15 protein-coding genes are annotated in these 17910 nt (G+C 61.8%); 8 read left to right on the forward strand and 7 right to left on the reverse strand.

The window, feature by feature from the left end; genetic code table 11:
• Positions 1-37: 37 nt before the first annotated feature.
• From ABWI03_RS29490 to ABWI03_RS29500, 3 genes are all read right to left on the reverse strand, one after another.
• Positions 38-1531, reverse strand: a complete 1494-nt coding sequence (locus ABWI03_RS29490) for an MFS transporter (protein WP_298781876.1) — start codon at positions 1529-1531, stop codon at positions 38-40.
• Positions 1532-1697: 166 nt separating this feature from the next.
• Positions 1698-3161 (reverse strand): benzaldehyde dehydrogenase, encoded by a 1464-nt coding sequence (locus tag ABWI03_RS29495; RefSeq protein ID WP_298781879.1) that lies wholly within the window; start codon positions 3159-3161, stop codon positions 1698-1700.
• 92 nt (positions 3162-3253) lie between these two features.
• Positions 3254-4144, reverse strand: coding sequence for a LysR family transcriptional regulator (locus tag ABWI03_RS29500; protein ID WP_095972371.1), 891 nt, complete (start codon positions 4142-4144; stop codon positions 3254-3256).
• Between the two features lie 123 nt (positions 4145-4267).
• Here ABWI03_RS29500 and ABWI03_RS29505 point away from each other — a divergent pair, with 123 nt between their 5' ends.
• From ABWI03_RS29505 to ABWI03_RS29515, 3 genes are all read left to right on the forward strand, one after another.
• On the forward strand, positions 4268-5635 hold the full coding sequence (locus ABWI03_RS29505) for an NAD(P)/FAD-dependent oxidoreductase (protein WP_095972372.1): 1368 nt from the start codon (positions 4268-4270) through the stop codon (positions 5633-5635).
• Between the two features lie 79 nt (positions 5636-5714).
• The gene (locus tag ABWI03_RS29510) at positions 5715-6467 is read left to right on the forward strand and encodes an IclR family transcriptional regulator (RefSeq protein WP_095972373.1); all 753 of its coding nucleotides are present in this window, start codon (positions 5715-5717) and stop codon (positions 6465-6467) included.
• Positions 6468-6566: 99 nt separating this feature from the next.
• Complete coding sequence (locus ABWI03_RS29515; RefSeq protein WP_298781885.1) at positions 6567-7754, forward strand: 4-hydroxybenzoate 3-monooxygenase; 1188 nt, start codon at positions 6567-6569, stop codon at positions 7752-7754.
• 30 nt (positions 7755-7784) lie between these two features.
• On the opposite strand, the gene ABWI03_RS29520 is transcribed toward ABWI03_RS29515, so the two are convergent.
• The 3 genes from ABWI03_RS29520 to ABWI03_RS29530 form a co-directional block, all read right to left on the reverse strand.
• Positions 7785-8138 carry a nuclear transport factor 2 family protein gene (locus tag ABWI03_RS29520; RefSeq protein WP_124568051.1) on the reverse strand — a complete coding sequence of 118 codons (354 nt, stop codon included), beginning with the start codon at positions 8136-8138 and terminating at the stop codon, positions 7785-7787.
• A 47-nt stretch (positions 8139-8185) separates the two neighbouring features.
• Positions 8186-9508, reverse strand: a complete 1323-nt coding sequence (locus tag ABWI03_RS29525; RefSeq protein ID WP_298781889.1) for a ClC family H(+)/Cl(-) exchange transporter — start codon at positions 9506-9508, stop codon at positions 8186-8188.
• A gap of 115 nt (positions 9509-9623) precedes the next feature.
• Complete coding sequence (locus ABWI03_RS29530; protein WP_235170550.1) at positions 9624-10244, reverse strand: LysE/ArgO family amino acid transporter; 621 nt, start codon at positions 10242-10244, stop codon at positions 9624-9626.
• 75 nt (positions 10245-10319) lie between these two features.
• Here ABWI03_RS29530 and ABWI03_RS29535 point away from each other — a divergent pair, with 75 nt between their 5' ends.
• The 5 genes from ABWI03_RS29535 to ABWI03_RS29555 all read left to right on the forward strand — a co-directional run bounded on the left by ABWI03_RS29535 (position 10320) and on the right by ABWI03_RS29555 (position 17506).
• Complete coding sequence (locus ABWI03_RS29535) at positions 10320-11213, forward strand: LysR family transcriptional regulator ArgP (protein WP_298781894.1); 894 nt, start codon at positions 10320-10322, stop codon at positions 11211-11213.
• A gap of 132 nt (positions 11214-11345) precedes the next feature.
• On the forward strand, positions 11346-12818 hold the full coding sequence (locus ABWI03_RS29540) for a class I adenylate-forming enzyme family protein (protein WP_298781897.1): 1473 nt from the start codon (positions 11346-11348) through the stop codon (positions 12816-12818).
• 85 nt (positions 12819-12903) lie between these two features.
• Positions 12904-14751, forward strand: a complete 1848-nt coding sequence (locus tag ABWI03_RS29545; RefSeq protein ID WP_298781900.1) for a DUF3556 domain-containing protein — start codon at positions 12904-12906, stop codon at positions 14749-14751.
• Entirely contained in the window at positions 14748-16181 is a 1434-nt protein-coding gene (locus tag ABWI03_RS29550) for a phytoene desaturase family protein (RefSeq protein WP_298781903.1), read from the forward strand. Before ABWI03_RS29545 ends, ABWI03_RS29550 begins: the two co-directional genes overlap by 4 nt.
• Positions 16182-16216: 35 nt before the next feature.
• Positions 16217-17506, forward strand: a complete 1290-nt coding sequence (locus ABWI03_RS29555) for a PucR family transcriptional regulator (protein ID WP_124568158.1) — start codon at positions 16217-16219, stop codon at positions 17504-17506.
• Between the two features lie 92 nt (positions 17507-17598).
• On the opposite strand, the gene ABWI03_RS29560 is transcribed toward ABWI03_RS29555, so the two are convergent.
• Positions 17599-17910: HNH endonuclease signature motif containing protein (locus ABWI03_RS29560; RefSeq protein ID WP_353799012.1), on the reverse strand; the 312-nt coding region annotated here is incomplete at its 5' end.

A 17910-nucleotide genomic window follows, 5' to 3' on the forward strand; every position in this document is an offset into this window, starting at 1 on the left:
GCTACGGTGCGCTTAAGTCTCTGCGGTACTTTCGATCTCACGCAGCGGGAGATTGTTCCGAGGTGGCCGGGGACGGTACGGGGCGCAGACCCAGCCAGCCGACCAAACCGACGAGGGCGAAGGCCACTGCGGCGGTGACGAACGTGACGGTGAAGGCGGACTCGCTGGGCAACGTGGGTGTGCCCTCGGGCAGGTTGGCGATGGTCATCGAGGCGAGAATCGTGGTCACCACGGCACTGCCCATGGCGCTACCGGTGGAACGGGAGATCGAGTTGATTCCGTTGGCTATTCCACTCTGCCGATGCGGAACACTCGACATGATGATCGCGGGCATGGCCGCGTAACCCAGGCTGACGGCGGCGCCGATCACGATGCCCGCACCGATGACGGACGCGGTATGCGTGTGGTCGTATGCGAGCCAGGCGAACGGGACCGCACCACAGATCGCGGTGAGTCCCAGAACGAAGCGTGGTCCGCGCACTCTGATGAGGCGCCCAGCGATCGGTGCGGCGATCAGCGAGGCAATCGCTCCCGGCAGGAGGAATTCCACCGACGCGCGCAGAATGCTCGCGTCGAATCCGTATCCCGTGAGAGAGCGCGGAAGTTGCACGAGGTAGGAGATGCCGAGAAAGTTGGCGAACATCCCGAAGCCCACCATGACACCGGCCAGGTTCGCCATCATCACGGGCCGGTGGACGAACATCCGCATGTCGACCAGCGGTTCGTCGACGATCTTCTCGATCCAGACCCACACTGCGAACATCACGATCGAGGCAAGGAAAACACCGATGGTCAAGGGTGAGAACCAACCCCATTGGTGGCCTTGAGAAATCGACAACAGGAGTAGAAGGAGTGCAGCGCCCAGGCTCAGTGCACCGATGACGTCGACGCGGCCGCCGCTCTTGTGTTTGGTTGCGGGCACCAGCGTGATGACCGCGACGAGGGCAAGCAACGCGAATCCGGTCGCCATCCAGAAGGCGTTGCGGTAGTCGGCATCCGGAGCCGATGTGAGCAGCCCGGTGGCCACGAGGGCGAGGCCGCTGCCGAAGGCAAGGGTTCCGCTGACCAAGGCCATCGCGCCGGGAAGCTTGTGTGGGCGGACCTCTTCGCGCAGTACCGACAGAGCCAGCGGGAAGATGGCGGTGGCCGTTCCTTGCAGGACGCGTCCGAGAACGAGTAGCGGCAGATTGTGTGCCACCGCGGCGACGACAGAACCGATCACCATGACGATCAGAACGCCCACCAGCGTGCGCTTCTTGCCGTGCTGATCACCGTAGCGGCCGAGCAGGGGAGTGAAGACGGCCGCCGACAGCAGGGTCGCCGTGGTCACCCAGCTGATACCGGCCGAGGATGCGCCCAGATCGGACTGAATGCGTCCCAAAATCGGAACGGGCAACGTCTGCATCATCGAGACGATCATCGCGGCCAGGCTGAGGGCCGCGATGATGACGGCCTCGCGGCGCGGTGATACTACGACTGATGTATCCGGGGTGTCGCAGACGGTTGGCTGCGCAGCACTGTCGGTCGTCACTGAATTCGTCAAGGGGGTCCTTCTCGGGAATTACAAGAGAAAATGCTTAATGTGGCGAAGTAATTTTCTCTGGATGGTAAGTCCGCGAGATCGATCCCGTCAATGCTGGTCAGTGAGCCCCTGAAGCGTGCTTGGTGTAGTTCGGGCCAGTTCGGTGAGTCTCGGACTAGAAGGGGTAGACCGGGAGTGCGCTCTGCGCGGTCACCCACTGTGTTTCGGTGAAGGCATCGAGGTTTGCGCCGATGCCGCCGACGCGGCCACCGTTACCCGAAGACGCCATGCCGCCGAACGGGATGACGGCTTCGTCGCCGACAGTCTGGTCGTTGATGTGTACCAGGCCGGTGGGGATCTGTTGAGCGAGCTCGAGTCCGCGCATGGCATCGGAGGTGAGAATGCCCAGCGACAATCCGTACTCGGAATCGTTGGCTATGGCGACGGCTTGTTCGACGGTGGCGAACGAGGTCACCGGCGCGACCGGCCCGAAGACCTCGTCGGCGAAGGCCGGCGCGGTGAGCGGGGTGTCGGCCAGCACGGTGGGCCGGTAGAAGAGATCCTCGTAGGTGCCACCGGCAGCCAGTTTCGCTCCGGCCGCGATGCTTCCGGTGACCAGCGAGTGGATGTGGTCGCGTTGCTTGGCGTCGATGATGGGACCGAGTGCCACCTGACCGGTGAACGGGTCACCTACCGGAAGCTTGTCGGCGTGTTCGGCAAGGAGTGCGGTGTAGTCGGCGGCAATACTTTCGTGCACCAGTTGACGGCCGGTGGTCATGCAGATCTGTCCCTGGTGCATGAACGAGCCGAAAGCGCCGACAGATGCGGCTTTTTCGAGATCGACGTCATCCATGACGATCAGCGCGTTGTTGCCGCCGAGTTCCAGGTGCGCGCGCTTGAGGTGGCGACCTGCCAGTTCGCCGACAGCGCGTCCTGCGCGTGTCGACCCGGTGAATGCGATGACGCGAACGCTCGGATGAACCACGAGCGCCTCACCGGCGTCAGCGCCACCCGGGAGCATGCTGAACACTCCGGCGGGCAAGCCGGCTTCTTCGAAGATGCGGGCAAGAACCACGCCGCCACAGATCGCCGTCCGCGGATCAGGCTTGAGGATTACCGAATTACCCAGTGCCAGTGCGGGAGCGACTGCACGAATCGACAGGATGATCGGGAAGTTGAACGGTGCGATGACGCCGACGGTTCCGACGGGCACGCGACGAGAGAAGCTCAGCCGAGGTTGCTCCGAGCGCAGTACCTCACCGACGGGGTGTGCGGCCAATGCCGAAGCGTTGTAGCACTCTTCGGCTGCGGTATGTGTTTCCAGCCCGGCCTTGGCGGGGATGCTGCCCGCCTCGCGGATCACCCATTCGCCGATTTCGTCGGCGTACTGCTCGAACAGTTGACCGGCCCGGCGTAGAACGGCGGCCCGTTCGGTGTAGGGGCGTGCCGCCCAATCTTTCTGAGCTGCAGTAGCTTTTGTTGCAGCGGCGGCCACGTCTTCGGGAGTTGCCATGCCGACCGTCGTCAACTGCTTGCCGGTGGCCGGCTCGACGACCAAACGATCTTCGGCGCTGCCCGGGACCCATTCGCCGTCGAAGATCTTCGATTCCCACACCGGTTCGTTCAGCAAACTCGTCATGGCCGCTCCTCGATAAAGGGATGCAACTGCCCGCCGCATCACATGGTTGCCCACCACGTTGCTCGGTGAGGAGGCTGACCGCCATCACACTTTCACTCAGTGAAAGACGGGTTCATGGCGTCCTTGAGTGCTTGAATCAGATCGGCGAACTCGGTGGAGTGAGTAGCGCCGCTGCGGGTCACCCCCGAGACGGGAATTCGCAAGCGGCCGTGCGATTCTCGCATGAAGCTGATTCCGGCGCGTGGAGATTCGCCGGCGGTGATCGAATACAGCAGGGTCCAGGCGCGAGGGTTGGTGATCACGTCCAGCGTGGCGGTGTGATCGCTCGGAATTGCCGGGCCAAGTTGTACGCGTCGATCGATCTCGCGGAACGCGTCCTCGACCACCTTGTGAATGAGCACCTGGCTTTGGCGCGGCGGCAGGAGCAGGGGATAGGCAGCCAGGTCGTTGAGGTCGACGCTCTGCTGGCCGGCGAGGGGGTGCCGGCTCGACATGACGACCAGCAGGTCCTCGACGCCGAGGTCCAGTGGTTCGAGCCCCGGGCGGTCGACGCCGCCGCGAATCAGTGCGATGTCCGCGTCGCCGGAGGCCACGGCGTCCATGCGGTGGGCAAAACTCTTGATGACGAACTCGACGTCCAGGTCGGGGTGACGTTCGCGCACGTGTGCGATGGCGTCCAGCGTCTGAGCGGCGAAGCTCATGTTTCCGGTGATCCGGATCCGGGCGCGCGGGTCGCGGGCGACCGAGTACGCCATCGTTTCGAGGCTGAGGACTTGCTGCGCGATGGGCACCAGACGCGATCCTGCCGGGGCCAGGCGGACGGCTCGGGTCGAGCGTTCGAAGAGCGTCGCCCCGAGCTCCTTCTCCAGCCGTGCAACCTGATGGCTGATCGCCGACTGCGAGATGAAGCAGCGCTCGGCGGCGCGACTGAAGCTCAGTTCCTCGCTCACGACGAGGAAGTACTTGAGTTGGCGGAAGTCCATGAAGACAGCTTACTTATGAGCAATCGAGATAACAGTCTTGCGAATACTCCAGCTAGCTGGACCCGACCCATGATCAGTCCATACCGTAATAGTCATACTTTCAATTTGGTTGAGGAGTTTGTTGTGGATAGAACAGCTGCGGGTCGCGCCGACATCGACGCGACTGGACACGAGAAGACTCAGGTAGTGATCGTCGGTTCGGGCTTCGGAGCCCTCGCCGCGGCCAAGACTCTCGCGAAGTCCAAGACGCCGTTCGTTCTCATCTCCGCCACCACCGAGCACCTCTTCCAGCCGCTGCTCTACCAGGTGGCGACGGGTGTTCTGTCGGCAGGCGAGGTGGCTCCGCCCATCCGCACGATCCTGCAGAAGTACCCCAACGCCGACGTCCGGCTCGGCCGCGTCGTCGAGGTCAACGCCGAAGAGAACACCGTCGTCTACGAAGCCTCGGGTACCCGCCATACGCTCGGGTACCGCTCGCTCATCGCAGCCACCGGTGCCACGCAGGCGTACTTCGGTCATGACGAGTTCGAGAAGGTCACCTACAAGCTCAAGACCGTCGAGGATGCCGAGGTCCTGCGTAAGCAGATCCTGCGTTGCTTCGAAGAGGCCCACACCACCAACGACGCGCTGGTTCGTCGCAACCTGCTCAGCTTCGTTGTCGTCGGTGCCGGCGCAACCGGCGTCGAGCTCGCCGGACAGATCAAGGAACTGGCGCGTCGCTACTTCGCCAAGTCCATCAACAACATCAGCGCCGACGAGGTCACGGTCACCATGGTCGAAGGCGCCGGCGTCGCCCTTCCGGCCTTCGGTGGAAAGCTCAGTGAGTACACGCAGGCTTCGCTCGAGAAGTCGGGTGTCGAGGTTGTCCTCAACACCATGGTCACCGCCATCGACGAGCACGGTGTCACCGTGTCCTCGGCAAAGACCAAGGAAGAGAAGCGCATCGACGCCGAGACCGTCATCTGGTCGGCCGGTGTTCGCGCCAACGACTTCGCCGCGGTGCTCGGCGAGGCAACCGGTTGTGACACCGACCGCGCGGGTCGTCTGCTCATCAATCCGGACTTGACTGTCGGCGGATTCGCCAACGTCTTTGCCATCGGTGACATGACGTCGCTGAACGGTCTGCCGGGTCAGTCGCCCGTCGCGATGCAGGGTGGCCGTCACGCCGCGAAGATCGTGAACGGAAAGGTCAAGGCCGGAACGCCTTTCAAGTACTTCGACAAGGGCAGCATGTCGATCATCAGCCGATTCAGCGCTGTGTGTCGCGTCCGCAAGGTCGAGTTCAAGGGCACGATCGCCTGGTTCATGTGGTTGGCCGTCCACGTGATGTATCTGGTGGGCTTCCGCAACCGGTACGTCGCTGTGATGTCGTGGTTCGGTTCGTTCATCGGGCACCGTCGTCCGCACTTCCACTACGCGCAGGAGCCGATGAAGATCGAGGCCGCGCCGCCGGCGGTCGAACGCGAACCGGAATTGGCGCACTCCGCGTAGCTCCGCACCGCCTGAACACGTTTCGCCTGATGTCAGTCACAGTGGATTCTTGGTGGCACTGCCCTGTCACACTGTGTGAATGGCATCAGGCGACCGTTCGTTGATCGGCCGGGCATTCATCGTGCTCGGTGCCTTCGACGCGACGTCGCCGCGGTTGACGCAATCGGAGATCAGTCGTCGCACCGATCTGCCACTGCCCACCGTCCATCGACTGTGTGGGCAGTTGGTGGCTGAGGGCGCACTCGAGCGTCGGAGTGACGGCAAGTACCAGGTGGGAGTGCGGTTGTGGGAGATCGGCGCTCTTGCGCCCGGGGCACATGGGCTCAGGCAGGTGGCGTTGCCGTTTCTCGAAGACCTCTACGAAGTCACCCGAGAGAACGTGCAGTTGGTCGTTCGTGAAGGTACCGAGGCTCTGTACCTCGAGCGCTTGTCCTCGCGTAGCGCTGTCACCGTTGTAGGTCGCGCCGGCGGAAGATTGCCGCTGCACGCGTCGAGCGGTGGATTGATTCTCCTCGCACACGGCGGAACCGAGCTTCTCGACGACGTCCTCCGTGCCGGTCTCGAGTCGTTCACTCCCAAAACCATTACTTCCGAGCGAATCTTGCGAGCAACTCTCGACGAGATCAGACGCACCGGATTCGTGGTCTGTCGTGAGTATCTGAACGTCGGGACCCTTGCTGTTGCCGCTCCGGTCCGCGAATCCGGCGGCAATGTCGTCGCCGCGGTCTCGACAGTTGTTCCGGTGGAGCAGGATCCGGCCCCTTTACTGCCGGCTTTGGTCGCGGCCGCCCGTGGAATATCACGCGGGCTTGGCGGCGGCGGACTTGGATAGCTCGTATTCGGTCTTTCACTGAGTGAAATTGCAGCTGTTCAGAGGAGTGGTCGTGGTCGAGGGTGGTCTCAATCGTCACTCACCTCAGGAGTTCACTGTATGTCTTCTTCGCGCACCCAGGTCGGAATCGTCGGTGGTGGTCCCGCCGGGTTGATGCTCTCGCATCTGTTGCATCTGAAGGGAATCGATTCGGTAGTCCTGGAATGCCGCACTCGCGAAGAGGTAGAGGGCACCATTCGTGCCGGTGTGCTCGAACAGAACACCGTTGATCTCATGGTCGAGACAGGACTCGGTGACCGACTGAAGCGGGAGGGCCTCGAACATCACGGAATCGAGTTGCGATTCGGTGGGCGAGGGCACCGCATCGCCTTCGACGAACTGACCGACGGGCGCGCAGTCACGGTGTATCCGCAACACGAGGTGCTCAAGGATCTGATTGCGCGACGCCTCGCTGACGGCGGGGACATTCGATTCGGAGTGTCCGGCGCACAAGTACACGATCACGAATCGGATCGCCCGAGTATTACTTTCGTCGACTCGGACGGAGCCGAGCAGAAGCTCGAGTGCGCCCTGGTGGCCGGTTGCGACGGATCACGTACCGAAACGCGAAAGCTGATTCCCGAACCGTCGATCCGCACGGATCATTTCCGGCAGTACCCCTTTGCATGGTTCGGCATCCTGGCCGAGGCGCCGCCGTCATCGGAAGAATTGATCTACGCCAACCACGAGCGTGGCTTTGCGCTGATCAGCACGCGGACACCCCAGGTGCAGCGTCACTACCTCCAGGTCGATCCGAACGACTCCGTGGACAACTGGTCCGACGATCGGATCTGGGACGAGCTGCACATGCGCGTCGACGGTGAGGGGGCGGAGATCAAGGACGGCAAGATCTTTCAGAAGTCGATCCTCCAGTTCCGCAGCTTCGTGTGCGAGCCGATGCAGCACGGCAACCTGTTTCTTGCAGGCGATGCGGCGCACACCGTGCCGCCGACCGGCGCGAAGGGTATGAATCTCGCGATCGCCGACGTCTACGCGCTGTCGAACGCCATGGACAAATTCTTCACCTCGTCCGACCGAAAGATGTTGGACCGGTATACCGAAACGGTGTTGCCGCGCGTGTGGCGGACGCAGCACTTTTCGTGGTGGATGTCGTCGATGCTCCATCGCTTGCCAGACGACACCGGTTTCGGGCATCGCCGTCAGCTGGCCGAACTGGACATGGTCACGCGTTCGGTCGCCGGGCGAACGTTGATCGCCGAGAACTACGTCGGAACGCCCTTGGCGTAGAGGGGTGTTCGCAGGTCGAGTTGGATGAAATCAGGGGAGCGGGGTGCCTTGATGATGTACCAATTGCCATCCGATCGGTGTTCGACGCCACAAAGATGTTCGCCGCGCGCGACGCCTACCTCGGACTGAATCCCACTGGGTGAGGACGTAGCCGTCGTCGATGATTCGACCGGTCAGATTATGAACTTCGATGCCCTCGTCTATGGGTTCGTTCCGCAGTGATTCAACTGTGGACGCGACATTCCAGACGCTACCCGACGCGCCTATCTCGACGAAGTCCTCGGCAAGCAATGCAAGTACACGTGCACTGCTGCGCCTGCATTCGACAGTTTGCAATTCCCGCTCCAGGGCGAGGACCTCCCCGACGTCGGTTCCTGGGGTCATGAATGCTCCTCTGCGTACACACATGTCGGGGACGATGTCGATCGTGATCATCGCAGAGGTGGACGTCGAGTTCCCAACATTCGTTCTCGAAGGCTGTCGTAGATAGGAGCCGAACCTGCCAAGGTGGCTACGAAAACCGCTGCTGCAGTGGCCGCGAGCATCGGAACCAGCGTCGACGTCACCGCAGTCATCTCGACCACGATCACGATTCCGGTGAACGGAGCGCGTACTACGGCGCCGAAGAAGGCAGCCATGCCGACGGTAGCCATGGTGATCGTGAGTCCGGCGTCCACTCCGGGCACGAAGCTCGACAGCCCGGTGAAGATCGACCCCCAGAGTGCACCGAGTGCGAGTAGAGGAGCGAACAGTCCACCGGGAGTCCCGGCGGCGTACGACAGCGGGCCGGTGAAGAACCGAACCACCAAGTACAGCAGCAGAATCGGCAGAACGAAGGTCCTTCCGCCGACGATCATCTGTGCAAGGACGTCGCCGCCTCCACTGGCCAGCGGGTCGAGGAACAGCGTCAGGCCGATGACCGCGCCGATCGTTGCGGCGATGACGGTCGGCGGGATCCTGTCGAGTCGCGCTACGACGTCGAGTAGTCCCAGAATCAAGCGGTTGTACGCGATGCCCAGCAACCCCGTCAGTATTCCGAAGACGACGAACAGCGGCAGTAGTGCGAGTTGAGGTGTGGGCACGGTGCCGACCTCGAAATCAGGCTGATCGCCGATGACGATTCGTGCACAGCCCACCGCGACCGAAACACCGAAAAGCGTTGGCAGCACGGTGCGTAGCCGGAACGAGTGCGTCACTTCCTCGCAGACGAACAGTGCGCCGGCGATCGGCGCGTTGAATGCGACAGCGAGTCCTGCTCCGGCCGCGGATGTTTGCAACATGGCGACATCCGGTTCGGAAAGGCGGGCCCGTCGTCCCGCTTCTGCACCGATCGCCGCGCCCATGTGGACGGTGGGGCCTTCACGGCCGAGAACCAGACCGGAGCCGATCGCCAAGAGACCGCCGATGAATCTTGCAGGCACGAGATTGATACCCGGAGGTTTCGCTTCGCCACGGGACACCGCCTCGACATGCTGGATACCGCTTCCCTTCGCGAGGGGAACTCGTCTGACGATCAGTACGGCAAGCACGGTGCACAGGGCCACCAGGAGTACCGGCACGAGCCACCCGACGTACGGAACGTGATGCGCCCAGTCGACGATCGTCCGACGGAGTTCGTCGGCCCTGATCAGGCACCAACGGAACGCGCCGCCGACAAATCCGACCCCGACACCGGCGACCGCAGCGAGTAGACACAGCAATCCCAGTCCGCGGTTGGAGTCGCGCGGTTCGGTGCCGACATCGTCCTCGGTCATCGTGATCAGCCCTACCTGATGGTCACAACTCTCGACAGGTGAATTGAGCCTCCCTCACGTTGGACGGTAACCCATCCCGCTACCCGCAGTGTCGGATCGAGGTTGTGCGGCCGAGTCACAATTCGATAAGCAGGCTGATTCCGAGAACTGCCATCATCAGGGCGATCAGAGCATCGAGAATCCGCCAGGCGTTGGGTTTCGCAAAGAGCGGCGTGAGTAGACGTGCGCCGTAACCGAGGGCGCCGAACCAGACCACACTTGCCGTGATGGCACCGGCCGCAAACCACCAACGTCCGATTTCGCCGCGACCGTTGGCAATTGAACCCATGAGCACCACGGTGTCCAGGTACACGTGTGGATTGAGCCAGGTGAGGGCCAATGCCATCGTGACGGCGGTAAGCCTCGACCCGTTTCCATGTTGATCCGGTGCCAACGTCTGGGGTCGAAGCGCCCGTTTGGCGGCGAAGATCGCATAGCTCAGGAGGAAAACGGCGCCGGCGATACGAACGAACGTGATCAGCGACGGTGCGTGTTCGAGGAGGGTCCCGATTCCGCTGATGCCTGCAAGAATCAGAATTGCGTCTGACAACGCGCACACTGCGACGATCGGGAGTAGATGCGATCGAGTCAGGCCTTGGCGAAGAACAAACGCATTCTGGGCGCCGATTGCGACGATCAAGGACAGTCCGACCCCGAAACCGACGAGGGCCGACGCAGGGTCGTTGGTGCTGAGCATGGTGTCGAGCCTGCCGCTCAGATTTCAATCAGTCCAGCTAATGATTCTTAGGATGCATCAGAGTAGCTTCAGATTATGTTGGATTTCGAGCAGTTGAGGGCATTGCACGCTGCGGTCGACGAGGGAACCTTCGAGGCGGCGGCGCGGAAGTTACACATCACGCCTTCGGCGGTCAGTCAACGAATCAAATCTCTCGAGACCTCGGTTGGCCGGATCCTGGTGCAGCGCACCAAACCCATCCAGGTCACAGATTCAGGGAGAGAAGTCCTGCGGCTTGCCCGTCAGATAGACGCCCTGTCGCGTGACACCGTGCGAGAACTCGGTTTGGAAAACGGTTCGAACAGCTTCGCCCGCGTCTCGATCGCGGTCAATGCCGATTCGCTGTCCACGTGGGTTCTCGGGGCCCTCGCGGAGTTCACGCAAGAAGTCAGTTTCGATTTTCATCTCGACGATCAAGACCACACCACCGAACTGCTACGCGACGGTTCGGTCATGGCTGCCGTCACGTCTGTCGCGTCACCGATTCAAGGGTGTACCTCCAGTCGGTTGGGCATCATGCGGTATCGGCCGATGGCGAGCGCAGAGTTCTGCCGTCGTTGGTTCGCAGATGGTGTTACGGCCGAATCCCTTTCGGAGGCACCGCTGGTTGTGTTCAATCGCAAGGATCTGCTGCAGGATCGGTACCTCGATCAAAAGATCGGCCACCCGGCAGATCCGCCTCGCCATCTTGTTCCGTCATCGGCAGACTTCGCGGACGCCGTCAGGCGGGGATACGGCTGGGGATTGATACCGGACCTGCAGCGCGGCGACGACGATCGATCCGGGGTGCTGATCGGATTCGATCCGGACTTCGTGGACGACGTTCCGCTGTACTGGCAGCAGTGGAAACTGTCGTCACCGGTCTTGCGCCGGATCTCCGAGGTGGTGACCCGCCGCGCCCACGAGGTGTTGCATCAGCCCTCGAGCTGATGAGCACCGCACCTGCCGTGTTGTGCTCGGGGAACAAAGAACCTGGATAAGTTGATCCCCTGGGACCGTTTCTTCGGCCACAGGACGCCGATAGTGTTTTGAGTCACACACGAATGAAAGGTGCTGACTCTCGTGGCGGACATCGGATATCTGGCTTGGGATCTTGCAGAGAAGTACGGGAAGAAGCCGTGCCTGCGGGACGACCACGTCGAACTCACGTATGAGGAGTTCGCAGATCGCACGGAAGCTGTTGCTGCGCAATTGGCCGGACTCGGAATCGGACTCGGCGACGTGGTGGCGGTCATGCTGCCCAATCGCGTCGAGTTGCTGATCGCGATCATGGCCGCCTGGCGTATCGGTGCTGCCGCTACCCCCATCAATCCGATGTTCACCGCGAACGAAGCGGATTACCAGATCGCGGACTCCGGGGCCGAGTTGGTCATCACCGCCACTGCCGACGCGCCCTCGGGTGGCCGTGCGGTGTTGGTCGTCGACGATCTTGCGACAGCGCCGCCGACGGACCCTCGGCCCGGAATCGATGTTGCAGCAGACGATCTGGCTCTCCTCATCTACACCAGCGGCTCCACCGGACGGCCCAAGGGAGTGATGCTCACGCACGCCAACCTGCAGTTCATGGCTTCGTCGATGGGCAAGAACATCGGAGTCACGGGCGCGGATCACTGTCTGTTGATTCTGCCGCTGTTCCACGTCAACGCGATCTGCGTCAGCGTCTTGACGCCCTTGCTTGTCGGCGGACAGGTCAGTGTCACCGGGAAGTTCTCGGTTTCGAGATTCTTCGACGACGTTGCGAGGCTTCGCCCCACGTATTTCTCGGCAGTGCCGGCAATCTACGCGATGCTGACCTCACAGCCGGAAGACTCCTCCATCGACACGTCATCCTTGAGGTTTGCCGTGTGCGGTGCGGCGCCGATCAGCAAGGAACTCCTCGACCGCGCGGAGCAGCGCTTCGGTTTCGTGATCGTGGAGGGTTACGGACTTACCGAGGGGACTTGCGCTTCGGCCTGCAATCCTGTGGACGGCGTGCGCAAACTCGGTACGGTCGGACCGGCGTTGCCGGGCCAGCAGATTGCCATTCTTGCCGAGGACGGAACCTTTGCTCCCGTCGGTACTGCCGGAGAGGTGGTCATCAAGGGCGACAACGTGATGCGTGGCTACCTCGGCAAGCCGGACGAGACCGCGAAGGCGGTCAGGGACGGTTGGTTGTACACCGGTGACGTCGGAGTCCTCGACGAGGACGGCTACCTGACCCTCGTCGACCGCATCAAGGACATGATCATCCGTGGGGGAGAGAACATCTACCCGAAGGAGATCGAAAACTCGCTCGCTACACATCCTTCCGTGCTCGAGGCCGCCGTCATCGGCGCTCCGCACCAGGTCTACGGAGAGGTGCCAGTTGCCTATGTCGTTGCCTACCCCGATGCACCCGTCACCGAAGACGAACTGCTCGAACATGTCACGGCCTTGCTCACCCGAGTAAAGGTGCCAGTGGCGATCTACGTCGTCGATGCGCTTCCCCGAAACCCGGTGGGCAAGATCGACAAACCCGGAATGAGACGAGCGTTGAGCGCAACTCCCGCTCACTAGTCACTTCCCCGTAGTACCAGCACAACTCGACGACGTCCGTCGAGTCGATCCGTCATGCCCACATTCCGTATTTCAGGAGCACATCATGGGATTCAAAGAAGGAAACTTCCCTCCCGTCGATCCGGCAACGTTCATGGACAAGCCGTTTCTCGAGCGTCTGCGTGACATGTCCACGCACTGGGTGGATTACGGCTTCGGTACGCCGAAAATGGTCCACACCGTCTACATCATGAAATTGTTGTTCCTCTACCTGGCAGCTGGAACAGCCGTTGCCACTTTGACTTCCGGCCTCTCGTGGTTCGACGTCGGTTCGTGGTGGAACCAGCCGATCGTCTACCAGAAACTCATCATCTGGACGATGATGCTCGAGATGCTGGGCTTGGCAGGATCCTGGGGACCGCTCGCCGGCCACTTCAAGCCGATGACCGGTGGAGTTCTCTACTGGATTCGCCCCGGCACGATTCGCCTGCCACCGTGGCCGGGCAAAGTGCCGCTCACCTCGGGTGACTCCCGCTCGGTGTTCGACGTTTTCATCTATGTCGCCGCAGTCGCCAATCTACTTGTTGCCGCGGTTCTTCCGGGAGTTCACACCACAGGACTCGATTCGGCCTTCGCTGACAGTGCCGGACTCGTACGTCCGACGGTCTTGTACTCCTTCCTGGTGCTCATGGTGATTCTCGGGTTGCGTGACAAGGTGCCCTTCATCGCTGCACGTAGCGAGCAGTACCTGCCGGCAATCTTCTTCTTCACGTTCCTGCCTTTCGTCGACATGATCCTGGCGCTCAAACTGCTGATCGTCATGGTGTGGATCGGAGCCGGTGTCTCGAAGTTCGGTCGCCATTTCTCGCTGGTGGTTCCCCCGATGCTCAGCAATACACCGTGGATCCCGTCGAAGAAGATCAAGCGCGCGCATTACCGGAACTTCCCGGAAGATCTTCGGCCCTCGCACCTGGGCGGCGGCGTCGCACACGTGGCCGGAACGATGGTCGAAATCGTCACCCCGTTGATACTGCTGTTCTCGACGAACAAGACTCTCACCATTCTTGCCGTGATCCTCATGGTCGGATTCCACCTGTTCATCGCGTCGACCTTCCCGTTGGCCGTTCCGCTCGAATGGAATCTTCTGTTCGCCTACGCCTCGGTCTTCCTGTTCCTGGGCTTCCCTGCGTGGGACGGCTACGGCCTCGGCGCTATGTCCTCTCCGTGGATCACCGCGGGAATCATTGCAGCCCTTGCCTTCTTCCCGATCCTCGGAAACCTCCGACCAGATCTGGTGTCCTTCCTGCCGTCGATGCGTCAGTACGCCGGCAACTGGGCATCCGCGACGTGGGCATTCGCTCCGGGCGCCGAAGCCAAGATCGACCAGTACATCAAGCGTCCGTCGCCGGATACGCGCAATCAGTTGATGACGATGTACCCCGAGGACGTGTCCGACGTCGTTCTGCATCAGCTGTTGGGCTGGCGTTCCATGCACAGCCAAGGGCGTGCGCTGTTCTCTCTGATGATCAGACACCTCGGCGACGACATCAACACGTATTCGCTGCGCGAAGCCGAGTTCATGTGCAACTCCATCGTCGCATTCAACTTCGGTGACGGCCACTTGCACGACGTGAAACTGATCGCCGCTATTCAGCGTCGCTGCAATTTCGCACCCGGTGAGTTCCTGGTGACCTGGATCGAATCGCAGCCCATCCACAAGGGAACACAGGAGTACCAGGTGATCGATGCGGCTCTCGGTGTCATCGAACGGGGTACTTTCAAGGTCGCCGACGCAGTCGCCGAACAGCCATGGTTGCCGAACGGGCCCATTCCGTTCGACGTTCAGTGGACACTGGACGTACGGGCCGACCGCGCGGCAACAGATCCGCAGGTTGTCTCCGAGCCGAAGATGCGTACGAGGGTCAGCGGTAGCGAGCAAGAGGTGAGTAAGTGACAAAGGCCGTAGTCGTCGGCAGCGGGCCCAATGGGCTCGCTGCCGCGGTACACCTTGCACGTAGTGGTGTTGACGTGCAGGTACTCGAGGCCGCCGACCAGATCGGCGGAGGCACCCGATCCGGTCCGCTCGACGTGCCGGGGTTGATCCACGATCACTGCTCGGCGTTTCACCCGATGGGTATCGGCTCGCCGTACCTGTCCAAACTGGACCTCGAGCGGTACGGGCTGATCTGGCGCTGGGCAGAGGTGGACTGTGCGCATCCGCTCGACAACGGCGATGCCGGCGTTCTGTACCGCTCGCTGGAGCAGACGGCGGCGGGACTCGGCGCGGACGGACCCCGATGGCAACGCATGTTCGAGGATTTGTCGACGGGGTTCGACGCTCTGGCGTCCGACCTGATGCGTCCGATCGTCAACGTTCCACGCCATCCGCTGCGGCTTGCGGCTTTCGGTCCGCGAGCGCTGCTTCCGGCTACGGTGACCGCGAAGTTGTGGAAGACCGACAAAGGAAAGGCTCTCTTCGGCGGGGTTGCCGCGCACGCCTTCTATCCGCTCAACCGTCCGGCTACATCGGCGGTGGGATTGATGATCACCGCGGCTGGTCACCGCTACGGTTGGCCGGTTGCCGAGGGAGGTTCGCGTTCGATCACCGACGCCATGGCCGCGATGCTCCTCGATCACGGCGGCAAGATCGACACCGGCGTTCGGATACGTACGGCCTCCGAGATTCCTGACGCCGATGTTGTTCTGCTGGATGTCAATCCGGGGGGTGCGCTCGAAATCCTGGGCGATCGACTCCCGGGCCGAGTGGCGAAGGCCTATCGAAAGTTCAAGCAGGCTCCCGGAGCATTCAAGGTCGATTTTGCGATCGAAGGTCATGTACCGTGGACCAATCAGGATTGCGCTCGGGCCGGAACTGTCCATCTGGCAGGTGGTTTCGACGAAATCGTGGCAGCTGAGCGTGAGACGAATTCAGGCCGTATGCCGGACCGACCGTTCGTGCTCCTCGGTCAGCAATACCTGGCTGATCCCACCCGCTCGGCCGGGAACGTCCATCCGTTGTACGCCTATGCGCACGTGCCTCACGGCTACAGCGGCGACGCGACGGAGGCGGTCATTCGTCAGATCGAGAGGTTTGCGCCAGGATTCCGGGATCAGATCGTCGCGACGTCGAGCAGTGGTACAGCTGATCTGGCACAAGACAATCCGAATCAGGTAGGAGGCGACATCATCGGAGGTGCGAACACCGAACTGCAGGTTGTCTTGCGTCCGCGCGTCGCAGTCGATCCGTACAGCACTGGGATCGAGGGCACTTACCTGTGCTCGGCCTCGACCCCGCCGGGTGCCGGAGCACATGGAATGTGCGGGTACAACGCGGCAGAATCGGCACTGAAGTACCTGCGGCGGAAGGGTGCAGAGGTTCTGTGAGTAGTCCATCGCACAAGGAGCGAGGCGCCGGAGCAATGCGGCGTCTCGCCCGAGTGCCTGCAGCTGCAGAGCCGGAAGTGCTTGCCGTGGTTGCCGAGTTGGCGCGACGACTCGACGAGCGCAGCGCCGATATCGCGCGTGAGATGGCCTTCATGATGGCTCACGAAATCGACCAATTGGATGCAGACGCCAAATTGCTCGAAATGCTCGAGGCCAGCGTGCAGGGAAACATCACGACGATCATCCACGTATTGGCCAACGACATTCCGATCGATCATCTCCAACCGACTACTGCCGCAGTTGAATACGCTTTGCGTCTGGCGCAGCGAGACGTTCCGTCCAACTCTCTCGTTCGGGCCTATCACATGGGCCAAGGCGATCTGATGCGGATCTGTCACGACGAGATCAGCACACTGGATATTCCGGCGCGACTGACTTTGGCTGTCCTGAAACACACTTCGGACGTGGTCTACAGCTACATCGACTGGATCACGCTCTACGTCTTCGACGCGTACGAGCGGGAGCGCAGTCGATGGATGGCAGCGCAGGGAAACCTCCATTCGGCCGCGATCCATGCCCTTCTGTCCGGTACCAACGCAGATACCGCTGCTTTCGAAGCGGAGACCGGATACCGCCTTGGTCAAAACCACGTCGCCTTGGTGGTCTGGTCGACGTGGGATGCGGACGTCATGGGCATCAACACGCTGGATCGACTCGTACGTGATCTCGGCGCAGCGGCGGGAGCGGACAAGCCGCCGATCATCACCGCCATCGATCGACGCACGGTGTGGGCGTGGCTGCCCTTCGGTCGCCGGATTCCAGCGCCGGATGCGGACGTTCTCGCGGCCGCAGTGCCGTTGGACGGTGGAGCGCGGGTGGCCATCGGACTGCCGGGGTCGGGGGTCGACGGTTTCAAACGATCTCACGAACAAGCCACTGCCGCCTATTCAGTTGCTGCCGTCCCGGATACGCCACAGCGACCCGTGGTGAGTTTCGGGGACCGCGGCGTCGCCGTGGTTTCGCTTCTGTCGGAGAACATCGATTCTACGAAGTCATGGGTCTGGGAGGTGCTAGGCCCGTTGGCGGACGATACGCCTTCTGCTGCGTCCTTGAGGACGACGTTGAGTGTGTACTTCGCCCACGGAGAAAGCCATCTGCACACTGCCAATCATATGAATCTGCACCGGAATACGGTGAAGTATCGCATCAACAAGGCGCTCGGCGATCCGGTCGCTGCGGGCCGAGACAAGTTGGATCTCGCTCTGGCCCTGCAGGTTTGTGAGTTGTTGGGCAGATCGGTCTTGCGCCCCGCCCGAACGTCGTGAGTTGTGGACGCTCCACGGCCTCTGGGCTCCGTATCGGGTTTTGATGTCCGATGCGGAGCCTGGCCGTGTTCTGTTGTGCCTGAGGTTCGTCCTCAGGTTGTGAATGTGGTGTTCGCCGGCCGCGGGTGCCGCTGCGGGTCGATCGAGGGCGGTGGGATGAACCAGGGTTTGTTGTCGACGCCGATCCGGATTTCCCATTTGCCGACGAACCCGGATTTGCGGTGCATCAGCCGGTGATGTGAACGGCACAGCAGGACGAGGTTGTTCATCACGGTCGGGCCGCCGTTGGCCCAGTGCCGGATATGGTGTGCATCGGTCCAGGCGGGCACACACGTGCATCCGGGGAACGCACAGCCTTTATCTCTCGCGATCAGCGCGACGCGTTGTTCGGCGGTGAGCAACCG

The organism is Rhodococcus baikonurensis, from assembly GCF_040489275.1.
GTDB classification, from domain to species: Bacteria; Actinomycetota; Actinomycetes; order Mycobacteriales; family Mycobacteriaceae; genus Rhodococcus_F; species Rhodococcus_F baikonurensis.